Here is a 14,711-nt window from a genome sequence, read left to right as displayed (position 1 = left end):
TCGGCGTGGACGCGGGGCAGGTCATCCGGTGGCGGCCGGGGGAGACCGTTCTCGACACGTTCCGCATCGAGGAGGTGGTCGAGACCGGCGGTACGGGTTTCGTCTACCGCGCGCATCACCTCGGCTGGGGCGTCGACCTGGCGGTGAAGACGCCGCGGCCCGACCTGGCCTCGGCGCCCGGGATCCTCGACCTGCTCGCGCAGGAGGCGCAGGCCTGGACCGATCTCGACCCGCACCCGAACGTGGTCGGCTGCAACTACGTGCAGCGCGTCGGCGCGTACCCGGTGATCTTCGCGGAGTGGGTCGCGGGCGGCGACCTGACCGCGGCGGTCCGGGACGGGCGGTGCCGGGACCTGCCGCGGGCCCTCGACGTGGGGATCCAGATGCTGCGCGGCATCGGGCACGCCCACGCGGCGGGTCTGGTGCACCAGGACGTCAAGCCCTCGAACGTCATGTACGACGGGCAGACGGCGCGGGTGACGGACTTCGGGACGGCCAAGGCGAAGGCGTCGGTCTCCTCGCCCGCGCAGGGCGGCGACGAGACCGGGTACGCGACGCTCGGCGGCTTCACCCCGCAGTACTGCTCCCCGGAACAGGTCGACCCCCAGGGCCGGATCGGCCGGGCCAGCGACATGTGGTCCTGGGCGCTGACGGTGATCGAGGTGCTGCACGGGCGCCGGCTCTGGCGGTGGGGCCACGAGGGTGCGGACGCGCTGGCGGCGCTGCGCGACGATCTCCCGCCGGCGCTGCGCGACCTCCTGGCGGGCTGCCTCGACCCCGATCCCCGGTCCCGGGTCGGCGACACCGCGCAGGCGGAGGCCGTCCTGCTGGACGTGTACGCCCACGCCACCGCGAGCCCCTACCCGCACCCCGACGCGGTCCCGCCGTCGCTGCGGGCCGACGGTCTGTCCAACAAGGCGCTGTCGCTGTGGGACCTCGGCGAGCAGGACCGGGCGGTCGAGCTGTTCGAGCGGGCGAAGGCGATCGACCCGAACAACGTCCGCGCGGTCTACAACCACGGGCTGATCCGGTGGGGCAACGGCGTGGTCACCGACGAGACCCTGCTGTCGGAGCTGCGCGCCACCGGCGACTCCTGGGAGGCGGACCACCTGGCCGCGATGGTGCACATGGAACGCGGTGACGGTGTCTCCGCCGCGCGCCACCTGGCCGAGGCGGACCGGAAACACCCGGGCTCGCCCGAGATCGCGGCCGCGCGCGAACGCTGCGGCGGGCTGGAGCCGAGGGGCACCCTGGAGGTGTTCGGGCGCACGTCCGGCACGGTCGTGGCGATGGCCTGCGACAACGACGCGACGCACGTGGTGGTGGCCGAGGATTCCGGGCGGGTGCGGATCTGGGACGCGTTCGCGGGCCGGGTCGTCGCCGAACTCGGCGACCCCGGCCGGACCCCGGTCGACGTCGCCGTCGACGAGGCCGGCACCCGGGTCCTCGTCTGCTATCAGGACTCCCTGGTGCAGAGGTGGCGTCTCACCGACGGCACCGCCGATCTCGACGGCCGGTGGCAGGGCGCAACCGCCGTCGCGCTCAGCCCCGAGGGTGCCTTCGCGGCCGTGGGAACCGCCGACGGTCGCGTGCTCGTCCTCCGCGCCGACACGTGGGAGCCGGTCGCCGACGTCCGGCCGCACGAGGGCAGGGTCACCCGCGTCATTCTCGGCCGGGACGCCGAGGTGTTCGTCTCGGCCTCCCTGGGGCGCGCCCACTCCGACGTCGATCACCGGGTGGAGCAGTGGTGGCCGTTGCGGCGGACCCGGATGCGCGGCCTGGAGATGCCTCCGGACGAGCTGGGGCCCGACGACCAGAAGGTCGCCCTGGCCGCGGACGGTTCCACGGTCCTCAGGGCCGCGTTCCGTTCCCTGATGGCGGTCGACATGCGGGTCTGGGACGGGCCGCGACGGTGGGAGCTCCCCTGGGTGATGGGATACGACCTGCTCGGCGTGTCGGGCCGGGCGGGCTGGGCCCTGCTCGACCCCGGGACCGGCGACCTCCAGGTGCTCGAACTGGCCAACCGTCGGTGCGTCCGCACCTTCGGCAAGGACTGGGAGCGGGGTACGCGTCGCGACGCGGCGGCGTTCAGCGGCGACTGCGGGTACGCCGTCGTCGCCGAGTCGGGCGGCTACCCTCGCCGCCGGACCTCGCTGTCCCGCCTGCCCATGCCGCTCAGCGGGCACCTCGCCCCGTGGTCGTACGCGCCGCCCCGCCCGGTCGGTGTCCTCGCCCGCGAGGAACGGGCGTTCGAGCAGGTCATGGCGGACATCGACGCGCTGATCCGGTCCGGGGAGCGGCGGCGCGCCGCCGACGCGATCCGCGAGGCCAGGGCCATTCCCGGCTATCGCCGTCATCCCCGACTGCGCCGTGCGTCCCGGGCCGCCGGCCGGGACCTGCGCCGCACCGCGTTGGCCGGCGTCTGGGTGGAGCAGGAACTGTCCGACGTCATGCTCACCCGGGGCACCTACGACGTCAGCGAGGACGGGAGACTGTTCGCCTTTCCCGCCAACATCGACGAGGTCGAGATCTTCGACCTGGAGACGCTCGAGAAGGCCGGTTCGGTGACCCGGCAACGGAACCCCGCCACCACGCTGCGCTTCGCCAGGGGTGGGCGTGACCTGGTCGTCGGCTACTCGGACGGGTCGGTCGCCTGCCACGACACCGCGACGTTCGAGCCGCGGTTCCGGGTCGCCGGCGCGTTGCCTCGCGACGAGGGTGAGACGACGCTCGACCTCTGCGGTGACCTGCTGACCGTCGGATTCGGGTACGGCCTGGCGACGGTGTGGTCGCTGGAGGCCGCCGCCTGCGTCGCCACGGTCCGCACCGGGCGCGGCACGATCGACGGTGTCACGGCCGACGAGACGTCTCGCCTGGTCGCCGTGCAACTGCGGACGGGCGACATGACCACCGTGGAGGTCCGGTCGATGGACACCGGAAAGTCCGTGCGGACCTTCCCCCGCGTCGACGCGCACACGGAGATCCGGTTCGCCTCCGGTGTGCTGCTGATGGCCGAGATGACCCGCCTGACCGCGTGGCGCCCCGACGGCCGGCGCCCGCTGTACGACCTTCAGCGGGTCAAGCACAGTTCCTCGGCCCGTCTGGCCTTCACCGGTGGCCGTCGCCTCGCCGCCATCGCCGCCCAGAAGGGATTCGTCGTCTGGCACGCCGCGACCGGAGACCTGGTGTTCGACGGGAGAAACCTCGACGATCCCGAGGGCACGGTCCATCGGATCGACAACCTGGCGGTGTCCGCCGACGGTGCGTTCGCGGTCGCGGGTGACCCGGGTGAGCAGACCGTCGATGTCTGGGATCTGCGGGCGGGACGGCGGATCCGCACGCTGCACGGTCACCTCGTCTGGGTGAAGACGGTACGCGCCGACGGCTCCTTCAGCACCGTCGTCACCGGCGACTATCAGGGCAACGTCCGTATCTGGGGCCTCGACTGGGACTACGGGGAGTGATCGACAGTGTTCGGACGGCGCCGCCGGCACGACGAGTTGCGAGCGATGTTCCTGGCCAACCGGGACCGGGTCCGGTCCTGGCAGGAGGCGTGGGAGATCCCCGAGGTCGTGTGGGCCGACGAGTTCAACGAGGTCCCCTCACCCTGGATCGTGCTGGAGAAGGACCGCGCAAGCTGGCTCGAGATCCATGCGCCCTTCATGGACTCGTACGACTGGGTGTTCTTCGGACGGCCACTGACGCCGGGAGTCCGCGAGGTGCGGGTCCGGTGGCAGTTCGGTGCGGCGCACCGGTTCGAGGAACTCGACCTGACGATCGTGAGCGTGTGTGACCCGGCCTACCTGGCCGAGAAACTGACCCTGGCGGTTCACCAGGCCCGGTTGAAGGGCTGGCGGGACGAGGACGCGCAGCCGGTCTACCAGTGGCTGGTCGAGGGCGTCGGCACCACACCCCTCGACAACGGCGTACGGGGCAACAAGCGGTCGGGATTCGTCCTGCTGACGTTCAGCCGCTTCCCGACCTCCGACGGGGACGTGGCCGTTCGACTGACCGCGGTCGAGACCGACCGCGCCCTGGACGGCTCACCGCTGGACGCCGACGGCGTCTCCATCCCCGAGCGGTAGACGAACCACGAGTAGGGGTTGTCGTGATGGCGCTTCGTCCTGGCCCACCTCATGCCCGAGCGGCACGACAGCCAAGATCGGCCGGGCGAGTCGCCGCCGAGCGGCCGACCGCTAGGCTGGGCGCTTCCTGGCCTCGCCACCTGGAGTAACGCCCATGTCCGACAGCGTCTTCGCGCAGTTCACCGCCGACGACGACCAGCTCGCCGTCGCGTTGCTCGTCCAGCCGGCGATCAATGCCGCCCTGGTGCACAACCGGGTGCCGCTGGTCCGGCACCTCACGCTGACCAACCGTGGCGCCGAGCCGCTGACGGACGTGACGGTGACGCTGGACCTGCTCGGCCCCGACGGCGCTCTGACCGAGCCGTGGACGCGTACCCTCGGCACGCCGCTGCGCCCGGGGGCGAGCACCGGCTGGGACGACTTCCGGGACGTCACCCCCGACCGCGCGCTGCTCCACCGCACGGACGAGGCGTTCCCGGTCGACTACCGCCTGACCGTCGAGGCGAACGGCACACCGCTGAGCCTCAACGCCCCGTCGCGCGTGCTCGCGCACAACGAGTGGTTCAACAGCCCGGCCCTCTACGACAGCCTGGCCGCCTTCGTGCAGCCGAACACCCGGGCGGTGGAGGCGGTGCTGCGGTCCGCGGCGCGGCTCCTGCTGGCGCGTACCGGCTCCGGGTCGTTGCAGGGCTACCAGGACGGCGCGGAACGGGCGGCGCTCATCGCCGGCGCGGTCTACGAAGCGCTGCGCGGGCTCGACATCCACTACCAGACGCTGCCGGCGTCGTTCGAGAACAGCGGTCAGAAGGTCCGGACGACGGCGGCGGTGCTGGACGGGCGGCTCGGCAACTGCCTCGACCTGTCGGTGACCTACGCCGCCTGCCTGGAGGCGGCCGGCCTGCACCCGCTCGTCTTCATCGCGACGGGACACGCGTTCGGCGGCTTCCTGCTGGAGGAGGAGCGGCTCAGCGCCGCCTCGGTCACCGAGACGAACCTGCTGATCTCGATGGTGGACTCCGGCCGTGCCGTGCCGGTCGAGCTGACCCGCGTCGGACCCGGCGCGCAGAGCGCGACGTTCACCGAGGCGGTGCGGGTCGGGCTCGGCCACTTCCGCGGTGAGGGTCACCGGTTGCAGGGCGTGGTCGACGTCCACCTGGCCCACCGCTCCGGCATCCGGCCGCTGCCGTCGACCGACGAGCTGGTCGCGCCGGTCGACACCGCCCCGGCGACCGCCCCGACCGCCGAGGCGTCCCTGGACCTGCCGGCCGGGGTGGCCGCCGCCAAGCTGCGCCAGCTCGCCGACGACGGCGAGGAGGTGCCGCAGCCCTCCGACGGCTCGCCGGCGCGGATCCAGCAGTGGCGCAAATCCCTGCTCGACCTGAGCCTGCGCAACCCGCTGCTCAACCTGCCCAAGCGGGGCCGAGGTCTGGACCTGCACGTGCCGGCCGGCGCCCTGGCCCTGCTCGACGACCTCATCCACGACGGCCGCCAGGTGCAGGTCATCCCGCAGGACGACATCAGCCACATCCACGAGCTGGCCGGCGCGCGCCGGGCGCAGGACCTGGACGCCGACATCCTCACCCGGGAACTTCGCACCGATCGGCGGGTCTACGGCGCGGTCACCGAGGCGCGCTACAAGACCGCCATGCGGGCCATCCAGCGCGAGGCGCGCACCATGGAGCAGGAGACCGGCAGCAACTACCTCTACCTGACCATCGGCACGCTCGTGCACCCCCGGGCGGCCGGGGGAGAGGCGTACGCCCCGCTGTTCCTGCTGCCGGTGCGCATCGAGGGCGGCACCGGCCGCCGCCCGTACGCGATGGTCATCGACGGCGCGGAGGTGGCCAGCCCGAACCACTGCCTGGTCGAGTGGCTGCGGGTCAAGCACGGCGTGCGGATCCCGGAGCTGGAACAGCCGGTCCGCGACGAGCACGGCATCGACGTGGCGAAGACTCTCGCGGCGATCAACGCCGGGCTGGTCGACAACCGGCTGAACTACCGCATCGACGAGACCGCCAGTCTGCGGCTGTTGCAGTTCTCCACCTTCCAGATGTGGCGGGACCTCGGCGACCACTGGCCCCGGTTCCTGGAGAACCCGGTCGTCCGGCACCTGGTCGAGTCCTCCGGGGCGACGTTCGACGACCCGGCGCGGCCGGAGGACCACGGTGCGGATGCCGTCGACGAGGCGGAACTGCACCTGCCCATCCCCGCCGACGGCTCGCAGATGCAGGCCATCGTGATGGCCGAGCGCGGCCAGTCCTTCGTGCTCGAAGGGCCGCCCGGCACCGGCAAGTCGCAGACCATCACCAACATGATCGCCCGAGCGGTCGCCGCCGGCCGGTCCGTGCTGTTCGTCGCCGAGAAGCAGGCCGCGTTGGAAGTGGTCAAGCGGCGGCTCCGGCAGGTCGGCCTCGGGCCGTTCACGCTCGACCTGCACGGGCGCAAGCAGTCCCTCAACGCGATCCGCCAGCAGCTGCGCGACGCCCTGGACCAGTACGACGCGGGTGACGGCGGCACCTGGACCGCCGTCGAGACCGCCTACCGGACGCGGCTCGCGCCGCTGGCCGAGTACCCGGCGCAGGTCCACGCCGCCAACCCCGTCGGAATGTCGCTCTGGTCGGCGTACGAGCAGGTGCTCGCGTACGGGGACGGGCCGGTCGCGCCGATCCCGGTGAGCTATCTGCACGCGCCCGACGAGACGCGGGCGCACGTGGAGCGGACGCTGCGGGAGTTCCCGGCCGCCGCCCGCTCCGCGCGGATCCGACCCGAACACCCCTGGTCGCTCAGCGGTTGCCGCACCCTCGACGGGCTGCACGGCGCGGCCCTCACCGAGATCGCCGCCGACCTGGAACGCGTCCGCGCGGACCTCGCCGCCCACGCCGAGCTGTCCGCGCTGCTGCGGACACTGCCCTCCCCGGAGGCGGTCGGCGAGCTGCTGGCCGGCGCCTGGCTCGCCGTACGCGGGATGCTGCCGGACCGGGAAACCACAGCGCGGGCCGGCGACCGGCGTTGGGACGAGGCGGTGACCCGGTTCCAGGCCGAGGTGGCCGGTTTCCACCAGGGCTTCGCCGGCGAGCTGGCCACCTTCCGACCGGACGTGTACGCCCGCCCCGAGCTGGTCGCCTGGCACGCCGAGGCGCAGGAGGCGGCGAAGAAGGTCTTCGGCAAGCGCAAGCGGCGACAGGCCGTCGTCGACCGGCTGGCGGTGCACCTGGTCGCCGGCGCGACGCTCGACGCCGAGCAGATCGAGGTGACCACCGGCCGGCTGGTCGCCGCGCAGGCGCAGGCCGCGGCCCTGCACCGGCAGGCGGGCGCGCTGGGTGGCCTGCACCTGCCCGGGTGGCTGCCCACCGACCCGGACGCACCGCGTCGGCTCGCCGAGTCGATCGAGGCGACCCGCGTCGGGCGGGCGCTGCTGGCCCGCCACCCGCAGGCGTGGGAGCTGTTCCGGCGCGGTGTCACCGACGCCGACGCCGCCCTGCTCGACCGGGTCGCCGCCCGCTGGCGGGCCTGGCGCGGGGTGCTGCGGTCCGGGGAGCCGGAACTGGCCCTCTGGGCCGCCGGCGCGCACTGGGTCGACGCCTGGCAGCGCGACGGCGCGACCTGGCTGCACGAGCTACGGACCGAGGAGCTCTTCCCGCTACGTCGGTGGGCCACCGCGCTCGGCCACGCCGACGTGCTCGCCTCCGCCGGCCTCACCGACTACCGCGACCGACTGCTGCGGGCCGAGGTGGCCGGACAGTTCGCCGAGGAGGCGTACCGGCGGGGCGTCGCCGCCGCCTCCCTCGCCGAGCGGGCGCGGGCCGGCGGCCTGCAGTACTTCGACCCGGAGCTGCACGACGACGAGATCGCCCAGTTCGAGACCGCCGCCGGCGAGCTGCGGTCGGCACTGCCCGAGCGCCTGCCGTCGGTGCTGGTCGCCCGCCGCCCCTTCAGCCCGACCGACCGGCGCGGACGCTTCGCCGACTTCGCCGCCGAGCTGCGCCGCAAGCGCGGCGGCCGCTCCTTCCGGGAGTTGTTCGAGCTGTACCCGGACGTCGTTCTGGCGCTGACGCCGTGCGTGCTGGTCAGTCCCGCCTCGGCGGCGAACTTCCTGGCCCCGGGGAGTCGGCGGTTCGACCTGGTCGTCTTCGACGAGGCGTCGCAGATCCGGGTCGCCGAGGCGGTCGGCGCGATGGGACGCGGCCGCGCCGCGGTGATCGTCGGCGACTCCCGGCAGATGCCGCCGAGCAGCATCATGCAGGCCAGCCACACCGTCGACGAGGTCCCCGACGGCGATGCGCCGGTGCTGGAGGACCTGGAGAGCATCCTCAGCGAAGCCGTCGAGTGCGGGCTGCCGCAGCGGTGGCTGTCCTGGCACTACCGCAGCCACGACGAGTCGCTGATCGCGTTCTCCAACCGTTACTACTACGACAACAAGCTCTCCAGCCTCCCGTCACCCGGTGCCAGCAGCTCCGCCGGCATCACCTGGCGGCGGGTCGACGGCCGGTACGACCGCGGCGGGACCCGAACCAACGAGGTCGAGGCGCGGGCCGTCCTGGCCGACATCACCCGACGCCTGCACGACCCGGCCACCGCCGGGCAGTCGGTCGGCGTGGTCACCTTCAACATCCAGCAGCGGGATCTCATCCTCAACCTGTTGGAGGACAGCGGCGACCCGATCGTCCGGGAACACCTCTCCGGCGCCGTCACCGAACCGATCTTCGTGAAGAACCTGGAGAACGTGCAGGGTGACGAGCGGGACGTCGTCCTGTTCTCGCTGGCCTTCTCCACCAACCCGGAGACCGGGCAGCTCCCGCTGAACTTCGGCCCGCTCAGCCAGGTCGGCGGCGAGCGGCGGCTCAACGTCGCGATCACCCGGGCCCGCCGGCAGGTCGTGCTCTACTCCTCGTTCGACCCGTCCGACATCGACCTGTCCCGCACCTCCGCCGTCGGCACCCAGCACCTGCGGGCATACTGCGAGATGGCGGCGGCTGGTCCTGACCGGCTGGGTGACCTGGCCACCGACCGGGCCGAGCGACGTAACCGCATCCGCGACGAGGTCGCCGCCGCGCTGCGCGACCGTGGTCACGAGGTGCGTACCGCGCACGGCCTGTCCGACTTCACGGTGGACATCGCCGTACGCCGGCCCGGATCGCCGCGGTGGCAGGTGGCGGTCATGCTGGACGGCCCGGATTGGAGCGCCCGGCCCACGGTGGCCGACCGGGATTCGGCGCCGGCGCTGCTGCGGCAGATCATGGGCTGGTCGGACGTGGTCCGGTTCTGGCTGCCCGCCTGGCTCCGCGACCGGGCGACGCTGCTCGACCGGGTCGACGAGGCGGTCTCCCGCGCCGACGAGCCCGAGCCCATGCCCATGCCCGTCCCGGCTCTCGGCGAGGTCCAGGTGCCGTCGCCTCGCCTGCCCGCCGCGTCGGAGTCGGGCGTGGAGGAGAACAGCGAGCCGTTCGCGCCGGCACCGGTGACGAGCCTCGTCACCGCACCGGGCCCCGCCGTCACGACCGGGTCGCCGGCGGCCGCCGGCACCGTCGAGGTCCGGCCCTTCGTCCCGTACGCCCCGACGCCGCTCGGCGACCAGGGCGACCTCGACCTGCTCACCAGCGACCAACGGGTACGCGGGCAGATCCGCGAGGCGCTGCGGGAGATCATCGCGGTCGAGGGGCCGGTCGAACAGCACCGCCTCGCCCGTTTGACGCTGGCCCGGTTCGGCTTCCTGCGTACGCGGGAGGACCGGCGGCTCGCCGTCCTCGCGCTCGTCGACGCCCGCCGGTGGTACGACCACCCGACGGTCGGACGCTACGCGTGGCCCGAGGGGACGGACCCGCGGAGCTGGCAGGCGTACCGGGTCACCCAGCTCAGCAACGACCGCGCGTTCGAGGAGGTGCCGCCCGAGGAGGTGGCGAACGCGTTCGTCCACGTCCTGCAGGGCGTGCCGAGCCTCGACGAGGAACGGCTGCTGCGCGCCGGCCTGGAGCGCCTCGGCTATCGGCGGCGCACCGAGAAGATCGACCGCCTGCTGCGGTACGGCCTGCACGTGGCGGTGACCAGCGGCCGGGTCCGGTTCGACGAGGAGCGGCGCCTCACCCTGAGCTGACGCATCCTTGCCGTCGAACGGACGATGATCGCTTCGTCCAGCAGGTCGACGGCGGTGACTGTTCAGCGTCCACTTTCCGCAGATCAACGATCTAGCGCAAGGTCCACTTCGCTGATCGAATGGAGGCTCGGTCGGAACTGACAGTCGAAGGAGTTCACATAATGGCGACAGATGCCCTCGACGGACCGGTTACCGAGGAAGCCGTACCTGGGCAGCGAGTCCTTGCCCTGTTGGACAAGGCCATCGCCATCCAGAGCCCACTGGTGGCCAAGAACATCGCCCGGGCCCGCCAGCGGAACCCCGAGGCCACGCCTGAACAGGTGATCCGAAACCTGGAACGGATGTACATCAGCGCACTGACCGGGACGGGTGCGGCGGTGGGCGGAGCGGCGGCCGCGCCCGGCGTCGGCACCGGCGTCGCCCTGGCGCTCTCGGCCGGCGAGGCTCTTTCCTCCCTCGAACTGAGCGCCCTCTTCGCGCTCTCGATCGCCGAAGTCCACGGAGTCCGCATCGACGAGATCGAACGTCGCCGCACGATCGTCATGGGAATCATGCTCGGCGGATCCGGCTCCGCCACCATCAGCAAGGTCGCCGAGCGCACCGGGCAGCACTGGGGACGCCAGATCGTCGCAAAGGTGCCCGGCGAGACGTTGAAGCAGATCAACAAGGTCCTGGGAAAGCACTTCGTCACCAAGTACGGGACCAAGCAGGGAATCATCGTTCTCGGCCGAGTGGCGCCGTTCGGTATCGGTGCGTTGATCGGTGGTGGCGCGAACGCCGCTCTCGCCACCCTGGCGGTGCGTGCCGGTCGCCGCGCGTTCGGCCCGCCCCCGCCCACCTGGCCGTGACCGACGGGTAGCTCCCGCGTCGTCAGCCGCCATCCACTCGGTCCCGCTGGTGCATGGCTAACTGGCGAAGAGCATCCGTTGCGGAATTCACCGTGGTCCCGCCAGAAGTTGACGACCTTGGCGGTGATGGCGCTGGCGGCGGCATCGAAGGCACCGTCCTCGACACGCGCCTCCGATGTTCGTGGATCGATGAACAGAGTGCGGTCGAACCTGTCCCCGAACCCGAACTCGTAGCGCACCTCGTCCGCCGGAGCGTCGACCCGCCGGGCGATCACCATCATGCCCATGTCGTCACTGTCTCAGGGCTCAGGTGAGCCCGGTATCCGGGGAAAGGCATGTCTTCCTTCGGAAGCCCAGGTCAGTGCTGCTGTCCGAGGTCGGCAGCCTCGGCCTGTCGGATCTTGTCCGGGGTGAGAGCAGGCTGCTGATCATCCGGCCGTCCTCGTCGGTGAACTCCACCTCGTACGCGAACTCGGGCCGGTGGAACACGTGCACGATGGTACCGACCGCCCCGGCGGGCAGGTTCTCCCCCGGAAGGGCGGCCCTGAGTTCGACCAGGTCCTGCAGCTCCACGGGTGTCCTCACTTCGGCGGGAACAAGATGGTGATGATCAGCGAAGGGCGGTCGCGCCGGCCTCCACTACGTCACCAGGCGATAGTTCGGGACGTCTCGACCGCGCTCCTCGTCGGGTGTGTTGATCGGCCGTGCCGCCACACCGGCGGGAACTGGCGCACGGGACACGTGGATGCCCTCGAGACAGGTGTCGCACCAGAACGAGACGTAGCCATATCCGGCAGCCGGGGGACCCGTGAACACCATACGTAGAGTGCGGTGGTCGCAGGTGGGGCAGGGTAGATCGGACGTTGCGGGTAGAACGCGGTACACGACGTCATAGGCGGCGAGCCACTCGCCAAAGGCGGCCATCAAACCCATCTCCGGCCTGACCGGACCCTTTCGTGCTTCAGTGCGTGCGCTAGTCCTTCTCGCTTCAGCACCGATCTGGCCGGTGGTTCCGGGCCAACCCCCGCCGGGCATCCAGTGGAGCGAGCGGACTTCAGGCCTTCAGATGGGCCAGATAGCCTTGCCAGGAAGGGCGATCGACCGCATCGGGCGAGGTGCCCGGCGGAAACCAGGTGAGCCCCAGGTTGGGATCCCAGGCAGCAACCAGAGAGTCGAGTCCTCCGACCAACGCCGCTGGCCACAGTCGTGCGGCGGAGAGTTGCTCGAAGACCTTGCGGGCCTCGGTTAGTTGGATGTCGCGGTTCCTGCCGGTGTATCCGAAGTCCCACATGATCTCGTAGGCATCCAGGAGGGACTGTTCCTCAGGAACATCGGATGGATAGGCGAGGTAGTTCACGGCGATCTCACCGCCGACTTCCCGACTCGGATCGCAATGGGCGGGACGGCTGAGGTAGATCGCTTTTTCGGGCCCGACTGAGGTCTTCATGCCGACGGTTGAGGCGATCCGGTCAGCGACCCTGTCAAGTGGGTCCTGCGTATGGATGAATATGTGTTCCAACGTAGACATGTGAGCACCGTGATCATTCAGGAAGTGTGAGTATTCGATTGTTGCCCAGAACGATGCGAACCTGACCAGGCAGGGCGCTGCCGTGCTGGTGATGCTGCCCAAGCGCTCGGGCAAAGCCTCGCCGCGCATCCTCCTCACTCAGACCCACCGCGCGGCCGTCGATGACCAGGTCGCCGCCTCCGGTCTGAGCCACCTGCTTGCCTGCTGTCAAGATGTTACGGCGAACCGATTCGCTACTGGAGACTTCGAGAGTCTTGAACTCGGTGACGACCCCCGGATCACCCGGCCCGGACCGCACCATTGCGTCTGGATTCTTGAGCTTGTATACGCTGTCGTTTCGCTCTCTGGGGTGAACCATGTCGCCCTCGTCGCCGAGGCGGTCGGCGAGGGCGCGCTCCTTCTCTTCGAACAGGCCGCGAGGGTCGTCCACTCCCGGACGGAAGTCAACCCCGAGCGGACCGTGCTGCTTGCCTGGGTCGAAATCGATAGATCGAGGCCTAGAACCGCCATCACGGGGGTCGGACGGGCCATTCCCAGAACCTTCCGGCGGGCGGCGGGGGATGAGCCGTCCGAGCGCCTCTTTCAGTTTCTCGATCAGGTCGCCGAGCCGTCGCACCTCCGGCATCAACCGCCGTAAGCTCGCCAACAACCCCCGCACCAGCCGCGCGATCCGCGCTCCCCAGGACGCCACCGTCGTGGTCACCTGCTCGACGACCAGCGGCGTCGCGAGCCCGGCCGAGGCGACCAGTTCCGTCGCGTACACGATCAGGCGGGACACGCAGGCGGCGACGGCGTCGCGGACCAGCAGTCGCACGGCAGCGACCAGGCCGGCGGCGCCCTCGGTGATCGCGGCCATCGCCTCGGCCCCCTGCGCCAGCCCGGTGATCGCCTGTTGCTGCTCGCCGGCCCAGCGGCGGTAGCCGGTGGCGGCGGTCCCGGTCCAGCCGGCGACCTCGGTGCGGACGGCGTGCGCCAGCTCGGCGGCGTCCTCCCGCAACGACGCGGCGACGTTGCGCCAAGTCTGGGCGTGCGCGGTGATGGCGGCCGGGTCGCCGGCGAGCCAGTCCAGGGCCTCGCTGAGCGGCCGGACGTGCTCGATGAGCCAGGCGATGCCGTACTGCAGGAGCGCGCCGGCCGGGTCGGACACCAGAGCGAGCGCGTCCAGGCCGGCGCTGACCACGCCGAGGCCGCCGTCGATCCAGCTGCCGGTGCGGACGCCCTGGGCGATGAGTTCGATGTCCTCGCAGATCCACACGCCGGCCCAGGCGCTGGGGCCGGCGTCCGTCGCGGTGGCGACCAGCGGGTTGGTGGTCACCGCCGCTGCCGCACCCGGTGTAGGAGGTGGGCGGCGTGAGCGTCGGAGGCGCGGTAGCGTTCGGCGCCGGCGCGCACCTTGTCGGCGGTGTCGCGGACCGAGGCGGCGGCGGTGCCGATGCCGTCGGTCAGGGTGCGCTGGAGGCCGTCGAGCAGGAGCGGCATGATCGCGCAGAGCTGCCCGTACGCGTCGGCGCTCAACCGGACCTGCTGGCCGGCGCCGCGCGCGGTGTCGATGCGGTCGGCGCAGCGATGCAGGTGGCTGGCGTGGGCGGTCAGGTCGTCCGGGTCGACCTGGAGGCCCTCACCGCCCGGCATCCGGCGCGCCAGGGTCGGGGTCGAGCCGTCGCCGGTGGCTCTCGACGATCGCGCGTGCGGCCGGGTCGTCCTCGCCGAGGGCCTGCGTGGTCGCCTCGGTGAGGTGTCGCAGCAGGTCGGCGCGGGCCGCTCGGGCGGTCGCCAGGATCTGCCGGGCGGTGTGGGCGGCGGAGTGCTGTCGGATGCGTTCGTCCAGCCGGAGGTCGGCCAGCGACCCGGACGGGTCGACGGTGACCTCGACCAGGCCGTCGGCGCTGCGGGCGGTGCCGGTCAGCGCCTGCGTGCGCGCGGACAGGTCACGGGCGCGGGTCGCCCGGTCGGCGAGGGACGACTCCCACTCGTCGAGCCGGCGCGTCGCCGCGTCCAACGCGGCCTCGTCCGCCCACATGGCCACCCTCCCCAAGGGACACCGGTGACCGTCACGCTACCAACCGGTCGCGCTCTGTGTATGCCCCGTGTGGCGCCATCCCCGGCGGACGAGCAGCGTCACGTGGGAGCGTGAGGACGGATGGGGGGCATCTGTTGCG

At 71.7% G+C, this 14,711-nt stretch carries 9 protein-coding genes; 4 read left to right on the top strand and 5 right to left on the bottom strand.

All coding sequences use genetic code 11. The features are described from left to right. Window positions 1–5 precede the first annotated feature (5 nt). The 4 genes from COO58_RS11405 to COO58_RS11390 all read left to right on the top strand — a co-directional run bounded on the left by COO58_RS11405 (window position 6) and on the right by COO58_RS11390 (window position 11,024). Window positions 6–3,464, top strand: a complete 3,459-nt coding sequence (locus COO58_RS11405) for a protein kinase (protein ID WP_098744908.1) — start codon at window positions 6–8, stop codon at window positions 3,462–3,464. 6 nt (window positions 3,465–3,470) lie between these two features. Continuing rightward, window positions 3,471–4,085, top strand: a complete 615-nt coding sequence (locus COO58_RS11400; protein ID WP_141561877.1) for a hypothetical protein — start codon at window positions 3,471–3,473, stop codon at window positions 4,083–4,085. 154 nt (window positions 4,086–4,239) lie between these two features. After that, window positions 4,240–10,176, top strand: a complete 5,937-nt coding sequence (locus tag COO58_RS11395; RefSeq protein WP_098744905.1) for a DUF4011 domain-containing protein — start codon at window positions 4,240–4,242, stop codon at window positions 10,174–10,176. A 161-nt stretch (window positions 10,177–10,337) separates the two neighbouring features. Continuing rightward, the gene (locus COO58_RS11390) at window positions 10,338–11,024 is read left to right on the top strand and encodes a hypothetical protein (RefSeq protein WP_098744904.1); all 687 of its coding nucleotides are present in this window, start codon (window positions 10,338–10,340) and stop codon (window positions 11,022–11,024) included. 306 nt (window positions 11,025–11,330) lie between these two features. Here the strand turns inward: COO58_RS11390 and COO58_RS11380 are convergent, their stop codons facing one another. The 5 genes from COO58_RS11380 to COO58_RS11355 form a co-directional block, all read right to left on the bottom strand. Beyond that, the gene (locus tag COO58_RS11380; RefSeq protein WP_098744902.1) at window positions 11,331–11,597 is read right to left on the bottom strand and encodes a DUF4926 domain-containing protein; all 267 of its coding nucleotides are present in this window, start codon (window positions 11,595–11,597) and stop codon (window positions 11,331–11,333) included. Between the two features lie 481 nt (window positions 11,598–12,078). After that, window positions 12,079–12,552 carry a hypothetical protein gene (locus COO58_RS11370; RefSeq protein WP_098744901.1) on the bottom strand — a complete coding sequence of 158 codons (474 nt, stop codon included), beginning with the start codon at window positions 12,550–12,552 and terminating at the stop codon, window positions 12,079–12,081. A 13-nt stretch (window positions 12,553–12,565) separates the two neighbouring features. Continuing rightward, window positions 12,566–13,867 carry a hypothetical protein gene (locus tag COO58_RS30690; protein ID WP_255292588.1) on the bottom strand — a complete coding sequence of 434 codons (1,302 nt, stop codon included), beginning with the start codon at window positions 13,865–13,867 and terminating at the stop codon, window positions 12,566–12,568. Continuing rightward, a complete protein-coding gene (locus tag COO58_RS11360) occupies window positions 13,864–14,184 on the bottom strand; it encodes a type VII secretion target (protein WP_091574651.1) in 321 nt (106 codons plus the stop codon). Before COO58_RS11360 ends, COO58_RS30690 begins: the two co-directional genes overlap by 4 nt. Then, complete coding sequence (locus tag COO58_RS11355) at window positions 14,171–14,572, bottom strand: YbaB/EbfC family nucleoid-associated protein (protein WP_091574645.1); 402 nt, start codon at window positions 14,570–14,572, stop codon at window positions 14,171–14,173. The genes COO58_RS11360 and COO58_RS11355 overlap by 14 nt, the downstream gene beginning before the upstream one ends. Window positions 14,573–14,711 lie beyond the last annotated feature (139 nt).

This window comes from Micromonospora sp. WMMA1996 (assembly GCF_002573675.1).
GTDB classification, from domain to species: Bacteria; Actinomycetota; Actinomycetes; order Mycobacteriales; family Micromonosporaceae; genus Micromonospora; species Micromonospora sediminicola.
Note: the sequence above shows the minus strand (reverse complement) of the source record. Positions and strands in the feature narration are given on the sequence as shown.